The following is an 18611-nucleotide window of genomic DNA, read 5'->3' on the forward strand; positions in this document are numbered from 1 at the left end:
GCGGCGATCTGACCGATTTGCCGGGAGGTTGTGGAAACTATGGCACTGAACAGCGTTGAAGAGATCATCGAGGATATTCGTCAGGGCAAGATGGTGATCCTGATGGATGATGAAGACCGGGAAAACGAGGGCGACCTGGTGATGGCGGCAGAGCACTGCACGCCGGAAGCCATCAACTTCATGGCCCGTTTCGGCCGTGGCCTGATCTGTATGCCTATGACCCGGCAGCGTTGCGAGCAGCTGGGGCTGCCGCTCATGGTCCAGAGCAATCATTCCGGTTTCGGCACCAAGTTCACCCTGTCTATCGAGGCGGCCGTCGGTGTGACCACCGGTATCTCCGCTGCGGACCGTGCCCGCACCGTTCAGGCGGCTGTAGCCCGTAACGCGAAGGCCTCCGACCTGGTGCAACCTGGCCATATCTTCCCGTTGATGTCGGATCCGGGTGGTGTATTGAGCCGGGCTGGCCATACCGAGGCTTCCTGCGACCTGGCAGCCCTGGCAGGTTGCGAGCCGGCCGGTGTGATCTGTGAGATCATGAACGATGATGGTTCCATGGCCCGCCGCCAGGACCTGGAAAAGTTCGCGCAGCAGCATGGCCTCAAGATCGGTACCATCGCCGACCTGATCCACTACCGCACCATGAACGAGCGTACCATCGAGTGCGTGGAAGAGTACGACCTGGACACCGAATACGGCGTGTTCAGCCTGCGTACCTACAAGGACAGCATCCAGGGTGCCACGCACCTGGCCCTGGTAATGGGTGATGTGAAGGCCGACGAGCCCACCCTGGTGCGGGTCCACGTCACTGACACCCTTCGCGACCTTCTGGGTGCCCGGCGTAAGGGCTCCCACAGCTGGCCCCTGCACCACGCCATGGAAAAGGTGGCAGAAGAGGGCAAGGGTGTGGTGGTGCTGCTTAACAGCGCCGAAGACAGCTACAACCTTGAAGACCGCATTCACGAGTTCTTCGGGGAAGGCCCCGCCAAGGCGGGCAAGGGTGGCAGCTCCGGCGTCTACTTCACCGTTGGCACGGGCTCGCAGATCCTGCGGGATTGCGGCGTTGGCCAGATGCGCCTGTTGAGCGCACCGATCAAGTTCTCCGCCATTTCCGGGTTCGACCTGGAAGTGGTGGAATACGTACCCTATACCGGCGACTGAGTGTCGTCGGAATCACGAATCCACAGACAGCGGGGCACAGGCCCCGGTACGGGATAGAGAATGGCAGATATCAAGGTAATTGAAGGTGATTTCCGGCAGTGCAGCGGGCGCTATGCGCTGGTAGTGGGCCGGTTCAACGGTTTTGTAGTGGAAAGCCTGGTAGAAGGCGCGGTGGATACACTGCGGCGTCACGGCATCGCCGACGATGACATTACCATCGTCCGTGTGCCGGGTGCCTATGAAATGCCACTGGCGGTGAAGCGGGTAGCCGAAACCGGTGATTACAGCGCGATCATCGCCCTGGGCGCGGTCATCCGTGGTGGAACACCGCACTTTGACTATGTGGCCGGTGAGGCCTCCAGTGGCCTGGGCGCCGTCAGCCTGGAAACCGATGTACCGGTGACCTTCGGTGTACTGACGGTGGACTCCATCGAGCAGGCTATTGAGCGCTCCGGCACCAAGGCCGGCAACAAGGGCGCAGAAGCCGCCATCACCGCGCTGGAGATGGTCAGCCTGTTCAACAAGCTGGGTGAGTGATGAGCGAACAGGATACTGCCAACCCGTCTGAGCCGGCCCCCTCCGGTCAGCCCAGGGCCGGCGATCGCCGGCGGGCCCGGGCCCTTGCACTGCAGGCCCTGTACCACAGGCATTTCAGCAAGAGCCCGATCAGCGATATTGAAGCCGAGTTCATGGTCGACAATGACATGAGCAAGGTGGATTCAGCCTACTTCCGGGACCTCATTCGCGGTGTGCACCGGGAACAGGCCGAGCTGGACCGCCTGATTGAGCCGTTCCTGGATCGCTCACTGGCGGAGGTGGACCCGATCGAACTGGCGATCGTTCGCCTGGGTGCCTATGAGCTCAAGAGCCGTATTGATGTGCCCTACCGGGTGGTCATCAACGAGGGCATTGAACTGGCCAAGCGTTTCGGCGGTACTGAGGGACACAAGTTCGTCAACAGCCTGCTGGACAAGCTCAGCCAGCGTCTGCGCCTGGCGGAAACCCGTTCGCGGCAGGGTTGATCGTCTGCGATGGGTGAGTTCGAGCTGATCGGCCGTCTGTTCCGGCCGCTGGCTGAGATCACCCGACAAGAAGGCGTGCTGCTCGGCCCCGGTGATGATTGCGCCATCCAACGGGTGCCCGCCGGGCATGACCTGGTGTTCTCGGTAGATACCCTTGTCGAGGGGGTGCATTTTCCCGGTCAATACGATCCCGCCCGCCTTGGCTGGCGGGCGCTGGCTGTTGCAGTCAGTGACCTGGCGGCCATGGGGGCTGACCCGGTATGTTACACCCTGGCCCTGACGCTGCCTGACGCGGACGAAGCCTGGGTTGCTGCCCTGGTATCCGGGCTGCGGGAGGCCTCCCTGGCATTTGGAGTTGCCCTGGCGGGGGGCGACATCACCCGCGGACCATTGACCCTTACGTTGCAGGTCCATGGTGTTGTGCCGGAAGGGCAGGGTATTCTGCGTAGTGGTGCGCGCCCGGGCGACCTGGTGGCTGTAACCGGCCCCCTTGGTGGCGCAGCAGCAGCGCTGGAATGGCTGGATGATCCGCAACCGCCCAGTTCGGTAAGCCCTCTCCTGGATTGTTACCATCGTCCCGTACCGAAGATCGATACAGGCCGTCGCCTTCGCGGCGTTGCCTCTGCAGCCATTGATATTTCGGATGGCCTGGCGGCAGACCTGGGGCATATCCTGGAAGCTTCCGGGGTGGGCGCCTGGCTGGAGGCCGCAGCAATACCCCGGCGCTATGGGATTGCCGAAGCCAGCCTCGAACAGGCGTTGTATGGTGGGGATGACTATCAGCTTTGCGTCACCCTGCCATCCCCGGCCCTGCCCATGCTACCGGGCGACGTTTCAAAGAGTCTCCACGTTATCGGGGAGATCCGCAGTGCTGAGGGCCTTTACCTGCAACACCCCGATGGCGCCAGGGAATTGTTAACCACCGGCACCGGTTACGATCACTTCAAGACAGAATAAACGGACGCTTCCATGAGCGAGAATTACCAGGAGTCGACCGAGGAACCGGTTCTTATCCTGCCGCCGGGCTTTTTGCGCAATCCGGCGCACCTTGCTGCCTTTGGCTTCGGTAGTGGTGCCGTACCCCGGGCGCCGGGCACATGGGGAAGCCTGGCAGCCATACCCATGTGGTATCCCATCGCCCAGCTGCCTGAACCGGTTTACTGGAGTGTCGTACTGGCGGCGTTCCTGGCGGGTGTCTGGCTGTGCGGTTACACGTCACGGTCGCTGAAAGTGCACGACCATGGCGGTATCGTCTGGGACGAGTTTGTGGGTATGTGGGTCGTGCTGGGGTTCTTCCCGGAGACCTGGTACGGGGTTTTACTGTGCTTTGTCGCGTTCCGCCTGTTTGATGTCTGGAAGCCATGGCCCATCAGCTGGGTGGACGAGCGGGCCCCCGGCGGGTTCGGAATCATGGTCGACGATGTGCTGGCGGCAGTGATGGCGCTGGCTGTTGTCTGGGCAGCCGAACTCTGGCTGATGCCCGGGCTGTTATAGTGAAAGAGGGGAGGACCTGGCTCGTCCCTGGCCAAGGTTTATGTCCTGAGCTATCTCAGTGAATCCGCATTTCGCGCGACTCTGCCGGTAGCATGTTGATGACATGAAGGAACCGCTTGAGGCCGATTTCCGCCCTTTCCCGTGTTGCAAAGGGGCCACTGTCGAACCCTTCCCGGGTGGTAAAGTACCATTTGCCGCCCACACAGAAGAAACGGCTGCTGCGGAACGGCGTTGGGCCGGATTCGCCTGTGCGAATGTTGGTATCCATCGTTGCCTCCTACTACTTGCCTGTGGACAGGTTTAGCCATGCGCCGGAGAAATTACCCTGTTCGTGACCCGAGCCACCAATAGCCTTGGCAAACAGCTTTTTGAAGGCGCATTGCATAAAGCTAACCCATTTTCTGCCGAATTCAACACTTTTTTACAATTCGACCAGTCCAGCGTTTTGGATCACACACTTGCGCAAGGCCGGAGCAGTGGTCAGAATGCCTGCATTGACATTGTGGGCACCGGAAAGGCCACCGGTGACCCTTGCCTGAAAGCCACCCATGGAGAATGACCGAATGTTTGCAAGGCTGAAAAAGCTTTCCCCTGTCGGGCTGAGACAGCTCACCGTCGTGCTGGCAATCTTCGCTATCGCTGGCTGTAGCTCTACCGGGGTGTCACGGGTCAAAACCTACGACGGCGGTTCGTCGATTGGCGGTGTCGCGGTACTGAAAGCGCCATCCACCATCAAGGTCCAGGAGGTGAACGGTCGTGAAGTGGGTAATTTCCTGCTGGAAGACCTGGCGCTGGACTATGAGTTGCAACCGGGGCAAAACATCGTCGTGTTTACCCACAAGACCATATGGGCCAAGAGCGGCGTGGTCCAGGACGGTGAATCGGCTGTCCATGTGGTGGAGACCGGGCCGCAGCAGGTAGTGATTGATGCCCGTGCTGGCCAGGAGTACCGCTTCGATATCCCTGAGGTGAATAATCGCCGGGAAGCCGAGCGTTTGGCTGCTGACTTCAGTGTTGCAGTCCTTGCCGCCGGTGGCGGCACCGTGGCCCGGTCACAGCCATTCGAAGGTTATCCACAACAGCCGCAAATGGCCAGGCCTGCCCAGGTGGTGACTCCGTCGCAGCCATATTCTCCCCAGGCCGGTCAGCCGGCGCCGGTCTATCAGGGTGGCCAGAGTGGTCCGGGTTCCCGTGTTGAAACCCTGGAAGCCCTCAAGATGCTCTGGGAGCGCGCCAGCGGTGATGAAAAGCGTGAGTTCCTGCGTTGGGCGTTTGACTAACCCTCTGGCGTTTCCCCGGTATCCAGCCAGTCCCGGTACACCCCGGGCTGGCTGAGCCTCTCCCAGAACCATTCCAGTGCCTTGCCCTGTTCGTCGTTTCGCCGTGCAATATGCACCGGTATCGGATCCCTGGGCAGCTCCACCTCACAGATCACCAGCGAGCCTTCTTCCAGCTGTCTACGGATCCGGTGTCGTGGCAGCCAGCCCACTCCTAGACCTGCTTCCTGCAGTGCGATCTTCTGATCGATATTTGACACCGTCAGGGTCTGCTGGCGCCGGAAGATACCGGCACTGCCTGGCGGCAGGTTCCGTGAGCTGTCCGCTGCCACGGCGGCTGGATAGCGGGCGATGTCCCGTTCGCTGAGCGTTCCCTGCTGGCTGACCAGCGGGTGGTGTGCTGAAACGGCGAACACGAAGGGGACCCGCCCCAGGCTTCGGGTGGTAAAGGCCCCGGCTGGCCGGCTCACCTGGTCGGCGCCAATGGCCAGGTCTATCCTGCGGCTTTGCAGGGCGTCCCAGGTGCCAGCAAACACCTCTTCGACCAGCTGCACTTCCACCGGCAAACCCAACTCGTAGAACTCACGGATTGTGGGAAACTGGGCTTCCGCGGGCAACAACGAGTTGAATCCTATTCGTAGCCGGGTTTCCCAGCCCTGGGCGACCTGGCGCGTGGTGTGAGCCAGGGTCTCGGTAGCTTCCAGTAACGCCCGTCCCTCATTGAGCAGATAGCGCCCCGCTGGTGTCAGGGTGGCACGATGACCGCTGCGGTCAAAGATTTCCACGTCCAGGTCCTCTTCCAGCTTCTGGACGGTATAGCTGATGGCGGAAGGCACCCGGAACAGTTCACCGGCAGCGCCGGCAAAGCTGCCTTTGCGGTCAATGGCGTCGAGGACTTTCAGGGCGTCGATGGTAATGGCTGTATGCATGATCGAATTATCTGAAGGTGATGGCCAGAATTGCTTGCTTGGAGCGTAGCAGGGTGGTGGCTAAGCTGTCTGCTATTGGTTAATGACTTTTTCAGCCACGGAATCCACGGAAGGACACGGAAAGAAAAAGAAAGAATGAAAGGATTTTAGCCACGAAATCCACTAAATCCACGAAACGACAGGCCCGGAGCTTCCCGTAAGACTTTGAGTTGCTGGTTTTATTTCGTGGGTTTAGTGGATTTCGTGGCCGATATTTTCCTTATCTTTTTGTTTTTCCGTGTTTTTCCGTGTTCTTCCGTGGGTTCCGTGGCTAAAACCGAAATAGGGGTAGCAACGATGGGATTACTGGTAGACGGCAAATGGCACGACCAGTGGTACGACACCGACAAGACTGGTGGCAAGTTCGAGCGGGAAGCAGCGCGGTTCCGTAATTGGGTCACTCCCGACGGTTCGGCCGGGGCTGACGGCGAAGGCGGGTTCCCGGCGGAATCCGGTCGCTATCATCTGTATGTGTCCATGGCCTGTCCGTGGGCGCACAGGACCCTGATCTTCCGTAAACTGAAGGGGCTGGAGAAGCATATTTCGGTCTCCGTAGTACATCCGGACATGGTGGAAAACGGCTGGGAGTTCCGCCCCGAAAGTGAACAACACAGGGATCATGTTCACGGTGCCCGCTTTCTCCATGAGGTCTACACCCGTGCGGCTCCCGATTACAGTGGCCGGGTAACGGTTCCCACCCTGTGGGATCGCCAGCGGGAAACCATTGTCAGCAACGAGTCGGCAGACATCATCCGCATGTTCAACAGCGCGTTTGATCATCTCGATGGCGTGCGAGCAGACCTGGATTTCTACCCGGAAGGGCTTAGAGAGGAAATCAATGGGGTCAACGAGCGGGTCTATCACACGGTAAACAACGGGGTGTACAAGGCCGGGTTTGCCACGGCACAGGACAAGTACGAGCAGGCCTATGGCGAGCTGTTTGATTCGCTTGACTGGCTGGAGGAGCGGTTGACTGGCCAGCGTTACCTGACAGGAAGCCAGCTGACCGAGGCGGACTGGCGACTGTTCACTACACTGATCCGGTTTGACGCAGTGTACTTCAGCCACTTCAAGTGCAACCGGCAACGCATTGCGGACTTCCCGGTGCTTTCAGACTACCTGAAGGACCTTTACCAGGTACCGGGTGTGGCAGAGACGGTGGATATCGACCAGATCAAACGCCATTACTACGTGAGCCAGCGCACCATCAACCCCACCCAGATCGTCCCGGTGGGGCCGGAACTGTCCCTTGATGGCCCGCACGGGCGAGATCTTCTGGACTAAAACGCCATCGGATCAGGACAAAAAAGCCCGCCCTCGAATCCGGAGGCGGGCTTTGTTCTTACTGGCTATCCTGAATGATCAGGATTCCAGCTGATCCCGGATCAGCTTCTTGTTGATCTTGCCGACACTGGTTTTCGGAATGTCGTCGACAAAGTCAATCTGCTCCGGAATCGCCCACTTGTTGATTTCGCCGGAGTCCACGAACTGCTTGAGGTGATTCTGCAGATCCTCAAGGGTGGCTTCCTGCCCGGGAATCAGTTGTACCAGGGCGTGGGGGCGCTCACCCCATTTCTCGTCCGGTACCCCGACCACGGCAGTGGCGTTCACCGCCGGATGCTGGCTGATCATGTTCTCCAGGTCCAGGGACGACAGCCACTCACCACCGGTCTTGATCACATCCTTGATGCGGTCCCTGATCTGGATGGTGGAGTCCGGGTCGATACTGGCTACATCGCCGGTGTGCAGCCAGCCGCCTTCCCACAGGGCCTCGCCCTTTTCCGGCTCCTTGAAGTAGCCCTGGGTCAGCCAGGGCGCACGGCATACCAGCTCACCCTTGGTTTCGCCATCGTGGGGCAGGGGGTTGCCTTCCGGGTCCACGATCTCGATGTGCACCATGGGTACCGCCACGCCGGTGCGGATGCGCCGGGGTGCCTGCTCTTCCAGGGGCAGCTCCAGGTCTTCCGGTTTCAGACGGGTGGAGGCCAGCAGCGGGCAGGTCTCGGACATGCCGTAGCCGGTGTACATGCGAATGCCCAACTTGGCGCCGGTGCGGCACAGGCCTTCGGTCATGGCGCTGCCACCGATCAGCACGTGCCAATTGCTCAGGTCAGCGGTCTTGATGGACTCGGTGGCCAGCATCATCTGCATGATGGTGGGCACGCAGTGGGAGAAGGTGACCTTGTGTTCCTTGATCAGGTCGACAAGCAGTTCCGGCTCGTAGCGGCCCGGGTAGACCTGCTTGATGCCCAGCATGGTGGCGGCGTAGGGCACACCCCAGGCATGGACATGGAACATGGGGGTAACCGGCATATACACGGTATTGGACCGCATGAAGGGCATTTCATCGCTGGCTGCGAGGCTACCAAGCTGGGCCATGGTGTGCAGTACCAGCTGGCGATGGCTGAAGAACACGCCCTTGGGGTTGCCGGTGGTACCGGTGGTGTAGAACGTGGTGGCGACGCTGTTCTCGTCAAAGTCCGGGAAGTCGAAGTGGTTGTCGGCCTTCGCCAGCAGGGCTTCGTACTCGCCAACGGTGCTCAGTGAGGTGGAGCGGGCTTCGCTCTCGTCCGTCAGCTGGATATAGCCCTTGACGGTGGTGAGCTGGTCACTGACCTGCTCCAGCAGCGGCACGAAATCGTCATGTACCAGCACGGTGTGATCTTCCGCATGGTTCATGGTGTAGACGATCTGCTCCGGCGACAGGCGCACGTTCACGGTATGCAGCACCGCACCGATCATGGGAATGGCGAAGAAACACTCCAGGTACCTGGGGGTGTCCCAGTCCATCACGGCGACCACGTCACCGGGTCCGACACCGGCGTCGGTCAGGGCGTTGGCCAGGCGGTGGATCCGGTCCACCAGGTCGGTATAGGTGTACTTGCTGCGATTGGCATAGACGATTTCCTGGTCCGGGTTATAACGCGGACCGGATGCCAGCAGGTTCTTGATCAGCAGCGGGTACTCGTAGGCGTTTGGAGCGGAGGGAATTATCTTTGTATTTGCCATCGTTGCGACCTCTTGTTTGGCATTATTGTGGAATTCAGGGGGCAATAATCTGCCATAACCGGTCCTTTACGGGAACCGGTTACGTCAATTTAGGGTGCTGCCCTCGTTATTGTTTCAAAGTTGGGAGCCTGTGTGACCTTACTGGCTCCAGGGCTGTCCACGCGTACCCTTCATGCAGTCAACCTGCTGATGCATGGCGGCCTTTGCCAGGATATTCGCGCTGACGGGTGCGGTCAGGAACAGGAAAAGGGTAATCAGTACCTCGGCGATGGCTACTTCGCCGGTTTTCAGGGTGAAGTACACCATCGAAGCAATCACCACGCTGCCCACGCCAAGGGTGGTGGCCTTGGTGGGGCCATGGAGCCGGGCATAGAAATCCGGAAGCCTGGTCAGGCCCAGGGCCCCGACCAGGCTGAAGAAACCGCCGGAGACCAGCAGAAAGCTGATCACCAGTTCGGCGACGAAAGGCAGGTTTTCCATGATCAGGACTCCTTATTCAATGACGCTGCCGCGCTTGAGGTACTTGGCCATGGCCACGGTGCCGACGAATCCCATCACCGCCATCAGCAGCGCGACTTCCAAGTAGAGGCGGGTGCCCAGCACCAGGTCCAGCAGGATCACCAGGGCGATACCGTTGATGTAAAGCGTATCCAGCGCGAGTATCCGGTCCGGGGCATCCGGGCCCTGGACCAGGCGGTAGACGTTCAGCAGCGCTGCCAGGCCGGTCAGCGTCAGCGTGATATAGAGGGCGATGGTGATCATTGGAACATCTCCAGCAATGGCTTCTCATACCGCTGGTGGATGGAGCGGATCAGTTCGGCATCGTCATCCACGTCCAGGGCATGGATCAGCAGCAAGGTGCCATCGTCGCTCACATCCGCGCTCACCGTCCCGGGTGTCAGGGAGATGGTGCTGGCGAGAATGGTGATACCCAGCGGATGTTCCAGTTTCAGCGGATAGGAAACGAAGGCTGACCGGGGCTGCCGGGGACTGAGTATCAGGATAGTAACGGTAACGCTGGCGACCACGATGTCATACAACACCACCACCAGGTAGCGGGCCAGCACCCAGGGTTTTTTCATGTGGGGGCTGTCTGGCCAGAACTGGCGCGTGATAAGGGGGATCACAATGGCCAGTATCAGCCCCATGACCACGCTGGCGCCTGTTACGCCGTCGGCCAGGAACTGCCAGACAATGAACAGCGCAACGCTCAGCCAGGGTTGCGGAAAGCCCAAACGCTCAGCAGTCATCACTCATCCTCCCCGACCATTGGTGTATCCAGGATGCCAATGTAGGCGGAAGTATCCCGCAACTGCTCGGCGGCGGCGTCGGTGTACTCACTGAGCGGACCGGCCCCGAACACGATGGCAATGCTCATGGCGATCAGGGCGCCGGCGCCCACAGTATGTGGGAAGTTCAGGCGCTCCGGCTGTTCGATATGACCGTCCACGTTACGCCAGAACACGATACTGCCGGCCCGGCTGTAGGCAACCAGCGACAGGAAGCCGGCCAGCAGGATAACCGCCCACAGCGCGGCCATTTCCACGCCCGGCACCGCCGCATTCATGATCAGCAGCTTGGCGAAGAAGCCGCTGAGCGGCGGCAGTCCGGCGGCGGCAACCGCCCCCAGCATGAACATCACACTGATAAAGGTACGGTTGCGCATCCGGGGAGCGGTAACAATCTTGTCGCCGGCAGAGCCTCGCTGACCAGCGATCATGTCCACCACCAGGAACAGCCCACCCGCAATCCAGGTGGTATGAACCATATAGAACAGGGCAGAGGACAGTCCGGCTTCACTCACCAGCGAAAAGGCTGCCAGGATGGTCCCCACCGAGACCACCACCTGCCAGGCCACCATGGTGCGCAGCCCCGCGGATCCCATCATGCCGATGACGCCAATGACCATGGTAAGCAGCGCCAGGGGGAATACCCAGTCCATGCCCAGGTTGGCCAGCGCACCGGCATTTTCGCCGAAAATCAGGGTATACACCCGGATAATCGCGTAGACCCCCACCTTGGTCATCACCGCAAACAGGGCCGCTACCGGGGCAGTGGCACTGGCATAGGCCCGCGGCAGCCAGAATGTCAGCGGCAGCAACGCGGCCTTGAGCGCGAACACCACCAGCAGGATCATGCCGCCGGCTTCCACCAGGGGTAGTTCGCCGGCCTCAAGCGTCGGGATAATCCGGGCAAGGTCTGCCATGTTGAGAGTGCCGGTCACGCTGTAGATCATGCCCACACTGATCAGGAACAGTGCAGAGCCCACCAGGTTCAGAACCACGTAGTGCAGTCCGGGCACGGTACGGGCCGTGCCCTCGCCGTGAAGTAACAGGCCGTAGGAGGCGATCAGCAGCACCTCGAAGGCCACGAACAGGTTGAACAGGTCGCCGGTGAGGAAGGCGATGTTCAGGCCCATGAGCTGGAACAGGAAAAGGGCGTGGAACTGTCGACTGCTGACGTCGGTCCGCCCCAGCGAGAACAGGTGGCAGAACAGGGCCAGCAGGGCAGTGACAAACAGCATCAGCGCGGCCAGGCGGTCCAGGACCAGCACAATGCCAAAGGGCGGCGCCCAGTTGCCAAAGGCATAGGCCCGATAGCTGCCGTCATCCGCCATCATCAGCAGGAAGACGGTGCTGACCAGCAGCAGGCCGGTGGTGGCCAGGCCCAGGGTGCGGCGCAGGTTCAGGGGGGCATAGCCCATGAAGATCTGCAGGAAGCCACCAATCAGTGGGATCAGGACAGGCGCGGTAAGCCAGTGGTTCATTGGCCGGTCTCCTCCCGGGATTGCTCGTGGTCTTGGGTGGCTTCAGGCAGGTCGCTACGCAGGGTGCCGTCCACATGGTCGTCCCCGGTATCGGCCCGGGAGCGCAGGGCGAGCACTACCACGAAGGCGGTCATGGCAAAGCCGATAACGATGGCGGTCAGTACCAGGGCCTGTGGCAGGGGGTCCGAGTAGGTGTCGGTGCTGCCGATGATGGGCTGCCCGCCGGACATCAGGCGACCGGTGGAAAACAGGAACAGATTGACACCATAGGACAGCAGGGTCAGACCCACTACCACCGGAAAAGTCCGGGCACGCAGCACCAGGTAGACGCCGGCAAAGGTGAGCGACCCGATAACGAGAGCAAAGGCGAGTTCCATGGTTACGACTCCTTCCGTGCTTCAGTACGGGTCAGCGGGCGACCGGACGGTGTGAGCTTGCCGAGGCTGACCAGGGCCAGCAGTGTGGCACCGACCACGGTGAGGTAGACGCCCAGGTCAAACACCAGCGCAGAGGCTACTTCGAACTTGCCCACTACTGGCCATTTCAGGTAGGTGAAGGTGGTAGTAAGGAATGGGTAGCCATAGGCCAGGCTACCGGCACCAGCCACGGTGGCAAAGAACAGCCCCAGCGCCAGCACGTTGTGGTAACGGGTGCTGATCCGGGCCTGGGTCCAGTTGACGCCACTGGCGATATACTGGATCAGTAGGGCGACCGCGGTTACCAGGCCGGCGATAAAGCCACCGCCGGGCAGGTTATGGCCCCGCAGGAAGATGTACACCGATACCATCAGCGCCAGCGGCAGCAATGGCCGGGACATCTGCTTGAGCATGGTGGGGTGGGCATCAAAGGCCCATGGATGACCCTGGCCATCCGTGGGCGGCGCCGACAGCGACCGGTTGCGGAGCATGGCGAAGATGCCCAGCGCCGCAATGGCCAGCACGGTGATCTCGCCCAGGGTATCGAAGCCCCGGAAGTCCACCAGGATCACGTTCACCACGTTGGTACCACCCCCGCCGGGTTTGCTGTTCTCCAGGAAGTAGTCAGAGATGGAGCTGAACGGACTGGTCAGCATGGCCAGGGTAACCAGGGTCATGCCCACGCCGGCGACGCCGGCGATGACCAGGTCGCGGTTTCGGCGTCCGGTGGATGCTTCCGTCGGTGTCCAGGACGGCAGGTAGTAAAGGGCCAGCATCAGCAGGATGATGGTTACTACTTCCACAGAAATCTGCGTCATGGCCAGGTCCGGGGCGGACAACCGGGCAAAGGTCAGTGACACCAGCAGGCCCACCACACTCAGCATGATCAGCGAGGTCAGCCGTTCCCGGTGAATGTACACAGTGCCCAGGGTGCAGAAGACCAGGATCGCGGCGCCCAGGGCCGTGGGCGGGTCAATAGCGGTGAGGCCGTTACTGCCAATAAGGCTCATGCCGCTCAGGGGAACCACGGCAACCACGATGGCGCTGACCACCAGCAACATGGCATAGCGCTGGAGCGAGCCGTTCTCCAGCAGCCCCGTAAACCAGCGGGCACGCTCCACCAGCCAGGACACCACACCCTCGAAAACGGCCTTCTCATCAATTTCCCGGAAGCGGGCGTGGAAATCGAAGAACTTCTGGCGCTGGGAGTACATGATCAGACCGCCCACGAACGCGGCGACACTCATCATCAGCGGAAGGTTGAAGCCGTGGAACACCGCCAGGCCGTAGTCCGGCACATTACCCGCCAGGGTGGCCGACGCCGCCGATTCCAGCAGGGGGCCTACCGAAAAGGCGGGGAATACACCCACCAGGATACAGGCCACTACCAGGATCTCCACCGGGATCTTCATGTACCGGGGCGGCTCATGGGGCGGGTAGATGGGCAGGTTACGGGGTTTTCCGTTAAAGAATACGTCATGAATAAACCGGGCTGAATAGGCCACCGCGAAGATACCGGCCAGGGTGGCCACAATGGGCGGAATCCATGCCCAGATACCCGGCAGGTTCAGGCTCAGTGCCTCGGCGAAGAACATCTCCTTCGACAGGAAGCCGTTCAGTAGCGGTACCCCGGCCATGGAAGCGGCTGCCACCATGGCCAGGGTGGCGGTATGGGGCATATACCTCCAAAGGCCGTTGATCTGCCGCATATCCCGGGTGCCGGTCTCATGGTCGATAATGCCGGCAGCCATGAACAGGGACGCCTTGAAGGTGGCGTGGTTAATGATGTGGAACAGCGCCGCCACGGCGGCCAGTTCGGTGCCCATGCCCAGCAGCAGGGTAATCAGGCCCAGGTGGCTCACCGTGGAATGGGCAAGCAGCCCCTTCAGGTCGTGCTTGAACAGCGCCACGTAGGCGCCGATCAACAGAGTGATCATGCCGGTAAAGCTGACCATGAAGAACCACTGCTCGGTACCGGCCAGGGCCGGGTACAGGCGTGCCATCAGAAAGATGCCCGCCTTTACCATGGTGGCGGAGTGCAGGTAGGCGGACACCGGGGTGGGCGCCTGCATGGCGTGGGGCAGCCAGAAGTGGAACGGGAACTGGGCAGACTTGGTGAATGCCCCCAGCAGCACCAGGGTCAGCGCGTATGGGTAAAGGGAGTGGGCCTTGATCTGGTCGCCGGCCGCCAGCACGTCGTCCAGCTCGAACGAACCGACAATCCGGCCGATCAGCAGGATGCCGGCCAGCAGCGCGAGCCCGCCGCCACCGGTGATGGCCAGGGCCATGCGGGCGCCCCGACGGGCATCCTGCTTGTGATTCCAGAAGCTGATCAGCAGGAAGGAAGTCAGGCTGGTCAGCTCCCAGAACACCATCATCAGCAGCAGGTTACTGGACAGCACGATGCCCAGCATAGAGCCCTTGAAGCACAACAGCAGCGCGTAGAACTTGCCCACATTCTCCTGGGGTTTCAGGTAATAGCGGGCATAGAGGATGATCAGCACACCGATGATCAGAATCAACAGTGCAAACATCAGGGAAAGTCCGTCCAGCCGGAAACTCAGGTTAATGCCCAACTGGGGCAGCCATTCCAGGCTCTGGACGATGGTGCCGCCTTCCGCCAGCGTGCCCCACATGGGGAACAGCGTGGCCAGTGCCAGCAATGCCGGCACCGATGAGGCAATGGCAATGGCGGTTCGCCCACCCTGGGCGAACAGGGGAGCGGCAATGGCCCCCAGGAATGGTAGTAGCACCACCAGCGACAGTGTCATCGCAACCTCGTTATTCAGTTCTTCTGATCGGCGGAGGGACCGTAAGTCGAGCCTCGCCCTGAAATCCTGTTATTGCCCGTAACGGACAGTATTGCAGCCAAGGGGTGGCCGCACCAACGCGCCTACCGGCGGGTAGCAGGTGGATCCGGGAAATAGGGCAGGCGACCGCTGCAATGAATGGCGGGCACGTGCGACAGGGCCGGGTTCATGCCTGGCATGGGCCGACTGTGGGCAGAACGGGGCTTAAGAATCATACGACTCCCTTTCAGGTGCACGGTCCTGATCATACGTGGCGACTGACGCAGGTCAAGTTTCGTGGTGGGTTATCGACCTTATAGCCGTGTTTGATTGGCCAGTTTGCCGATCTGTCTATAAAGGAGGTTGCCATATTCAGGTGCGTGATCGCTGGCACGCACCATTGTTGTGTCCTGTCCCGGTTGGCTGCCTTATTCCGGTGCGCCGCTCGCCCTGCAACGCACCAACAACGGATCTCCGATCCCGATGTCCTCGCCGTTATTCTCCATATCTTGATGATATTAAAGGATAAAAAAATGCCGCTCTGCTGTGGCACACCTGTTGCAAAACCCAGTGCATGAAGCGATCGGAGAAATGTCGCTCCGCGCCACACCGGCGCATCCATAACCTGAGAACGAGGATAGGCACGTGACAACATTCAAGAAGCGTCTGGCCAGCGTTGCACTGACTACTGCACTGGGTACCGGAATGAATCTCGCCCATGCCCAGGAAGATCCCATCAAGGTGGGCATTCTGCATTCCCTCTCCGGCACCATGGCCATCAGTGAGACGGTGCTGAAAGACACAGTGGAAATGCTCATCGAGCAACAGAACGCCGAAGGCGGTCTGCTGGGCCGTGAGCTGGAAGCCGTGGTGGTGGACCCGGCGTCCAACTGGCCGCTGTTCGCCGAGAAAGCCCGCGAGCTGCTGGCCCAGGAAGAGGTTGACGTGATTTTCGGTAACTGGACCTCTGTCTCCCGCAAGTCGGTGCTACCGGTGGTGGAGGAGCTCAACGGCCTGCTGTTCTACCCGGTCCAGTACGAGGGCGAAGAGTCTTCCGAGAACGTCTTCTACACTGGCGCGGCTCCCAACCAGCAGGCCATCCCGGCTGTGGACTACCTGAAGAACGAACTCGGCGTTGAGCGCTGGGTGCTGGCCGGCACCGACTATGTCTACCCGCGCACCACCAACAAGATCCTGGAAACCTATCTCAAGGACCAGGGCGTGGCTGCCGAAGACCTCATGATCAACTACACCCCGTTTGGTCATTCGGACTGGCAGAACATTGTCTCGGATATCAAAAGCTTCGGTTCTGCCGGCAAGAAGACCGCCGTGGTGTCCACCATCAACGGTGATGCCAACGTGCCTTTCTACCGTGAGCTGGGCAACCAGGGTATTTCGGCCACCGACATCCCGGTGGTTGCCTTCTCGGTGGGTGAGCAGGAACTCTCCGGTATCGACACCGGCCCGCTGGTAGGTCACCTGGCGGCCTGGAACTACTTCATGAGCGTGGATTCCGACGTCAACTACGACTTCATCGACCAGTGGATCGAGTACACCGGCGACGAGGAAGCGGTCACCAATGACCCCATGGAAGCCCACTACATCGGCTTCAACATGTGGGTTGAAGCGGTGCAGAAAGCCGAAACTACCGAAGTGGGTGCGGTCAAGGACGCCATCATCGGTGTCACCGTACCCAACCTGACCGGCGGCTACGCCACCATGATGCCCAACCATCACATCACCAAGCCGGTGCTGATCGGCGAGATCCAGGACAACGGTCAGTTCACCACTGTGTGGCAGACCCCGTCCACCGTGGCAGGTGATGCCTGGTCGGACTACCTGCCGGGTTCCCGGGACCTGATTGCTGACTGGCGCGCCCCCATGCGTTGCGGCAACTACAACGTGACGGTAGGCAAGTGTGGTGCGTCTGCCGGTGAGCAAGCGGCCGCAGCGGAGTAACCGGCCCACGGACCGGGGTGGCGCCCCCGCCCCGGTCTCTCTTGCCACTTTTTTCTGTGTCCCGTTCACCCTGAGCTTGTCGAAGGGAGCCTGTCGAAGGGCCGTGGATTCAGTGGAAAATTATTCACCAGAAAGCTGACAGGACGACACCATGAGCATCTCCAGATGGCTCACATTCCTCCTTATTGCCTTGCTGACGGTGCCAGGCATGACTTCAGCGCAGGAGGAGCGCGCTCCCGAGGCGCTATTGGAACAGCTGGCAGAAGCCTCGCCCCGGGACACTGAAACGGTCATCAAGGCCATCGCCACCAGCGGCCATGAACGGGCCCGCAACTGGCTGGACGCCTACGGCAACAACCGCCTGAGCCAGGTAAAGGACACCGGCCAGATCGTCATCGTACTCAACAACCGTGGCCGCGACTGGGAAGTGGCCGACGCAATTACTGGTGAAAACCTGGGGGAAACGTCCCGGCGCGACCTGGACAGAATTGCGGTCAATAACGCGATTCGCCGTCAGCTGGAAGGCGTCATGGCGATGATGAACCTGTACGCGAATGACCTCGAGGTACGAGAGGCGGCCGCCCTCGACCTGATGGGCAAGGTGGACGACGCCGTTGTGGAAGACGTCACCGCCCGTATCGAAGAGGAGCCGGATGCCGACATCCGCAGCCGTTTGGAACAGGCCGTGGCTATCTACCAGGTGGAGGAGCAGGGCAGTGCGGAGGTAATCAACGTACTTGCGGGCAGCCTGCACCCTCGCGCCCGGGCTGCGCTTAACAACGCCGTCGCCTCGGAAGACCCTGCACTCAGGGCCCCGGCGGAAAAAGCCCTGGGCTCCATAGAACAGAAACTGAAGATGAACAAGGCCGCCGAGACCCTCTATTTTGGTCTCTCGCTCGGCTCGGTACTCGTACTTGCCGCCATTGGCCTGGCCATCACCTTCGGCGTGATGGGTGTCATCAACATGGCCCACGGCGAACTCATCATGCTGGGTGCCTACACTACCTGGGGCATGCAGCAGCTGCTGCCGGGCCAGCCGGGCCTGGCGCTGATCCTCTCCATCCCGGCCGGTTTCCTGGTGGCTGCGCTGGCGGGTATCGCCATCGAGCGCAGCGTGATCCAGTTCCTCAAGGGGCGCCCGCTGGAAACCCTGCTGGCCACCTTCGGCATCAGCCTGATCCTGCAGCAGCTGGTGCGCACCGTGATTTCGCCCCAAAACCGCACCGTGGTCAGCCCGGAATGGATGAGTGGCTCACTGGTCATCAACGATGCCCTGTCGCTGACCCTTAACCGCATGTATGTGCTGGGTTTCGCTCTGGTGGTGTTTGCGACGCTCATGCTCATCATGCGCCGCACCCGCCTGGGGCTGGAAGTACGCGCCGTCACCCAGAACCGCGCCATGGCCCGTTCCATGGGTATCCGGGCTACCCGCGTCGACATCATGACCTTCGCCCTGGGTTCCGGCGTCGCCGGGCTGGCGGGCGTGGCCCTGTCCCAGCTCACCAACGTGGGTCCCAACCTGGGCCAGAACTACATCATCGACTCGTTCATGGTGGTGGTGTTCGGCGGTGTCGGCAATCTCTGGGGCACCCTGGTGGCGGGCCTGACCCTGGGCACCATCAACCAGTTGCTCGAGCCCTGGGCCGGTGCGGTCCTGGCCAAGATCATCGTGCTGGTGTTCATCATCCTGTTTATCCAGAAACGGCCGAAGGGATTGTTCCCTCAGAAAGGCCGCGCGGCAGAGGCGTAATA

General features: G+C 60.7%; 19 protein-coding genes. 10 read left to right on the forward strand and 9 right to left on the reverse strand.

The genetic code is table 11. The features are described 5' to 3' along the window. Window positions 1-39: 39 nt before the first annotated feature. The 5 genes from ribBA to MLC59_RS14510 are packed head-to-tail and all read left to right on the forward strand — an operon-like array spanning window position 40 to window position 3674. Window positions 40-1158, forward strand: coding sequence for a bifunctional 3,4-dihydroxy-2-butanone-4-phosphate synthase/GTP cyclohydrolase II (ribBA, locus tag MLC59_RS14490; RefSeq protein ID WP_091851349.1), 1119 nt, complete (start codon window positions 40-42; stop codon window positions 1156-1158). Between the two features lie 60 nt (window positions 1159-1218). Next, window positions 1219-1695, forward strand: a complete 477-nt coding sequence (gene ribH / locus MLC59_RS14495) for a 6,7-dimethyl-8-ribityllumazine synthase (protein ID WP_091851352.1) — start codon at window positions 1219-1221, stop codon at window positions 1693-1695. Then, window positions 1695-2180 carry a transcription antitermination factor NusB gene (gene nusB, locus MLC59_RS14500; protein WP_091851355.1) on the forward strand — a complete coding sequence of 162 codons (486 nt, stop codon included), beginning with the start codon at window positions 1695-1697 and terminating at the stop codon, window positions 2178-2180. Before ribH ends, nusB begins: the two co-directional genes overlap by 1 nt. A 9-nt stretch (window positions 2181-2189) precedes the next feature. Continuing rightward, window positions 2190-3137 carry a thiamine-phosphate kinase gene (gene thiL / locus MLC59_RS14505; protein ID WP_091851357.1) on the forward strand — a complete coding sequence of 316 codons (948 nt, stop codon included), beginning with the start codon at window positions 2190-2192 and terminating at the stop codon, window positions 3135-3137. A 12-nt stretch (window positions 3138-3149) separates the two neighbouring features. Next, on the forward strand, window positions 3150-3674 hold the full coding sequence (locus tag MLC59_RS14510) for a phosphatidylglycerophosphatase A family protein (protein ID WP_091851360.1): 525 nt from the start codon (window positions 3150-3152) through the stop codon (window positions 3672-3674). Between the two features lie 55 nt (window positions 3675-3729). Here MLC59_RS14510 and MLC59_RS14515 read toward each other — a convergent pair whose 3' ends face one another. Continuing rightward, window positions 3730-3942 carry a DUF6316 family protein gene (locus tag MLC59_RS14515; protein WP_091851363.1) on the reverse strand — a complete coding sequence of 71 codons (213 nt, stop codon included), beginning with the start codon at window positions 3940-3942 and terminating at the stop codon, window positions 3730-3732. Between the two features lie 63 nt (window positions 3943-4005). On the opposite strand from MLC59_RS14515, the gene MLC59_RS14520 reads away from it, so the two are divergent. Together MLC59_RS14520 and MLC59_RS14525 are read left to right on the forward strand one after the other, a co-directional pair. Beyond that, window positions 4006-4233, forward strand: a complete 228-nt coding sequence (locus MLC59_RS14520; RefSeq protein ID WP_143066595.1) for a hypothetical protein — start codon at window positions 4006-4008, stop codon at window positions 4231-4233. A 4-nt stretch (window positions 4234-4237) separates the two neighbouring features. Then, window positions 4238-4954, forward strand: a complete 717-nt coding sequence (locus tag MLC59_RS14525) for a DUF2057 family protein (RefSeq protein WP_248235502.1) — start codon at window positions 4238-4240, stop codon at window positions 4952-4954. On the opposite strand, the gene MLC59_RS14530 is transcribed toward MLC59_RS14525, so the two are convergent. Then, window positions 4951-5880 carry a LysR family transcriptional regulator gene (locus MLC59_RS14530; RefSeq protein ID WP_248235505.1) on the reverse strand — a complete coding sequence of 310 codons (930 nt, stop codon included), beginning with the start codon at window positions 5878-5880 and terminating at the stop codon, window positions 4951-4953. The genes MLC59_RS14525 and MLC59_RS14530 overlap by 4 nt on opposite strands. A gap of 336 nt (window positions 5881-6216) precedes the next feature. Here MLC59_RS14530 and MLC59_RS14535 point away from each other — a divergent pair, with 336 nt between their 5' ends. Continuing rightward, on the forward strand, window positions 6217-7203 hold the full coding sequence (locus MLC59_RS14535; RefSeq protein ID WP_248235508.1) for a glutathione S-transferase family protein: 987 nt from the start codon (window positions 6217-6219) through the stop codon (window positions 7201-7203). Window positions 7204-7281: 78 nt separating this feature from the next. Here MLC59_RS14535 and MLC59_RS14540 read toward each other — a convergent pair whose 3' ends face one another. The 7 genes from MLC59_RS14540 to MLC59_RS14570 all read right to left on the reverse strand — a co-directional run bounded on the left by MLC59_RS14540 (window position 7282) and on the right by MLC59_RS14570 (window position 14882). Then, on the reverse strand, window positions 7282-8928 hold the full coding sequence (locus MLC59_RS14540; protein ID WP_248235511.1) for a fatty acid--CoA ligase: 1647 nt from the start codon (window positions 8926-8928) through the stop codon (window positions 7282-7284). Window positions 8929-9066: 138 nt separating this feature from the next. After that, complete coding sequence (locus MLC59_RS14545) at window positions 9067-9399, reverse strand: Na+/H+ antiporter subunit G (protein ID WP_248235655.1); 333 nt, start codon at window positions 9397-9399, stop codon at window positions 9067-9069. A gap of 21 nt (window positions 9400-9420) precedes the next feature. After that, a complete protein-coding gene (locus tag MLC59_RS14550) occupies window positions 9421-9690 on the reverse strand; it encodes a K+/H+ antiporter subunit F (RefSeq protein ID WP_248235515.1) in 270 nt (89 codons plus the stop codon). Continuing rightward, the gene (locus tag MLC59_RS14555) at window positions 9687-10178 is read right to left on the reverse strand and encodes a Na+/H+ antiporter subunit E (RefSeq protein ID WP_248235524.1); all 492 of its coding nucleotides are present in this window, start codon (window positions 10176-10178) and stop codon (window positions 9687-9689) included. Before MLC59_RS14555 ends, MLC59_RS14550 begins: the two co-directional genes overlap by 4 nt. Beyond that, window positions 10178-11695: a monovalent cation/H+ antiporter subunit D gene (locus MLC59_RS14560; RefSeq protein ID WP_248235527.1), complete on the reverse strand. Its 1518-nt coding sequence runs from the start codon at window positions 11693-11695 to the stop codon at window positions 10178-10180. Before MLC59_RS14560 ends, MLC59_RS14555 begins: the two co-directional genes overlap by 1 nt. Continuing rightward, window positions 11692-12072 carry a Na+/H+ antiporter subunit C gene (locus MLC59_RS14565; RefSeq protein ID WP_248235529.1) on the reverse strand — a complete coding sequence of 127 codons (381 nt, stop codon included), beginning with the start codon at window positions 12070-12072 and terminating at the stop codon, window positions 11692-11694. The genes MLC59_RS14560 and MLC59_RS14565 overlap by 4 nt, the downstream gene beginning before the upstream one ends. 2 nt (window positions 12073-12074) lie before the next feature. Further along, window positions 12075-14882, reverse strand: coding sequence for a monovalent cation/H+ antiporter subunit A (locus MLC59_RS14570; protein WP_248235531.1), 2808 nt, complete (start codon window positions 14880-14882; stop codon window positions 12075-12077). Window positions 14883-15605: 723 nt separating this feature from the next. Here MLC59_RS14570 and urtA point away from each other — a divergent pair. After that, window positions 15606-16859, forward strand: a complete 1254-nt coding sequence (gene urtA / locus MLC59_RS14575) for an urea ABC transporter substrate-binding protein (RefSeq protein ID WP_248235667.1) — start codon at window positions 15606-15608, stop codon at window positions 16857-16859. A 151-nt stretch (window positions 16860-17010) separates the two neighbouring features. After that, entirely contained in the window at window positions 17011-18609 is a 1599-nt protein-coding gene (urtB, locus tag MLC59_RS14580; protein ID WP_248235538.1) for an urea ABC transporter permease subunit UrtB, read from the forward strand. Window positions 18610-18611: the final 2 nt, after the last annotated feature.

The sequence above is a fragment of the Marinobacter bryozoorum genome (assembly GCF_023156245.1).
Lineage (GTDB): Bacteria > Pseudomonadota > Gammaproteobacteria > Pseudomonadales > Oleiphilaceae > Marinobacter > Marinobacter bryozoorum.

Excerpts from the sequence above, each read along its gene's own strand:
- ribBA (WP_091851349.1), top strand. The coding sequence starts at position 40 with ATGGCACTGAACAGCGTTGAAGAGATCATCGAGGATATTCGTCAGGGC.
- MLC59_RS14540 (WP_248235511.1), bottom strand. The coding sequence starts at position 8,928 with ATGGCAAATACAAAGATAATTCCCTCCGCTCCAAACGCCTACGAGTAC.
- MLC59_RS14555 (WP_248235524.1), bottom strand. The coding sequence starts at position 10,178 with ATGACTGCTGAGCGTTTGGGCTTTCCGCAACCCTGGCTGAGCGTTGCG.
- MLC59_RS14515 (WP_091851363.1), bottom strand. The coding sequence starts at position 3,942 with ATGGATACCAACATTCGCACAGGCGAATCCGGCCCAACGCCGTTCCGC.
- MLC59_RS14550 (WP_248235515.1), bottom strand. The coding sequence starts at position 9,690 with ATGATCACCATCGCCCTCTATATCACGCTGACGCTGACCGGCCTGGCA.
- thiL (WP_091851357.1), top strand. The coding sequence starts at position 2,190 with ATGGGTGAGTTCGAGCTGATCGGCCGTCTGTTCCGGCCGCTGGCTGAG.
- MLC59_RS14570 (WP_248235531.1), bottom strand. The coding sequence starts at position 14,882 with ATGACACTGTCGCTGGTGGTGCTACTACCATTCCTGGGGGCCATTGCC.
- urtB (WP_248235538.1), top strand. The coding sequence starts at position 17,011 with ATGAGCATCTCCAGATGGCTCACATTCCTCCTTATTGCCTTGCTGACG.
- urtA (WP_248235667.1), top strand. The coding sequence starts at position 15,606 with ATGAATCTCGCCCATGCCCAGGAAGATCCCATCAAGGTGGGCATTCTG.
- MLC59_RS14525 (WP_248235502.1), top strand. The coding sequence starts at position 4,238 with ATGTTTGCAAGGCTGAAAAAGCTTTCCCCTGTCGGGCTGAGACAGCTC.
- MLC59_RS14565 (WP_248235529.1), bottom strand. The coding sequence starts at position 12,072 with ATGGAACTCGCCTTTGCTCTCGTTATCGGGTCGCTCACCTTTGCCGGC.
- MLC59_RS14535 (WP_248235508.1), top strand. The coding sequence starts at position 6,217 with ATGGGATTACTGGTAGACGGCAAATGGCACGACCAGTGGTACGACACC.
- MLC59_RS14560 (WP_248235527.1), bottom strand. The coding sequence starts at position 11,695 with ATGAACCACTGGCTTACCGCGCCTGTCCTGATCCCACTGATTGGTGGC.
- MLC59_RS14530 (WP_248235505.1), bottom strand. The coding sequence starts at position 5,880 with ATGCATACAGCCATTACCATCGACGCCCTGAAAGTCCTCGACGCCATT.
- ribH (WP_091851352.1), top strand. The coding sequence starts at position 1,219 with ATGGCAGATATCAAGGTAATTGAAGGTGATTTCCGGCAGTGCAGCGGG.
- MLC59_RS14510 (WP_091851360.1), top strand. The coding sequence starts at position 3,150 with ATGAGCGAGAATTACCAGGAGTCGACCGAGGAACCGGTTCTTATCCTG.
- nusB (WP_091851355.1), top strand. The coding sequence starts at position 1,695 with ATGAGCGAACAGGATACTGCCAACCCGTCTGAGCCGGCCCCCTCCGGT.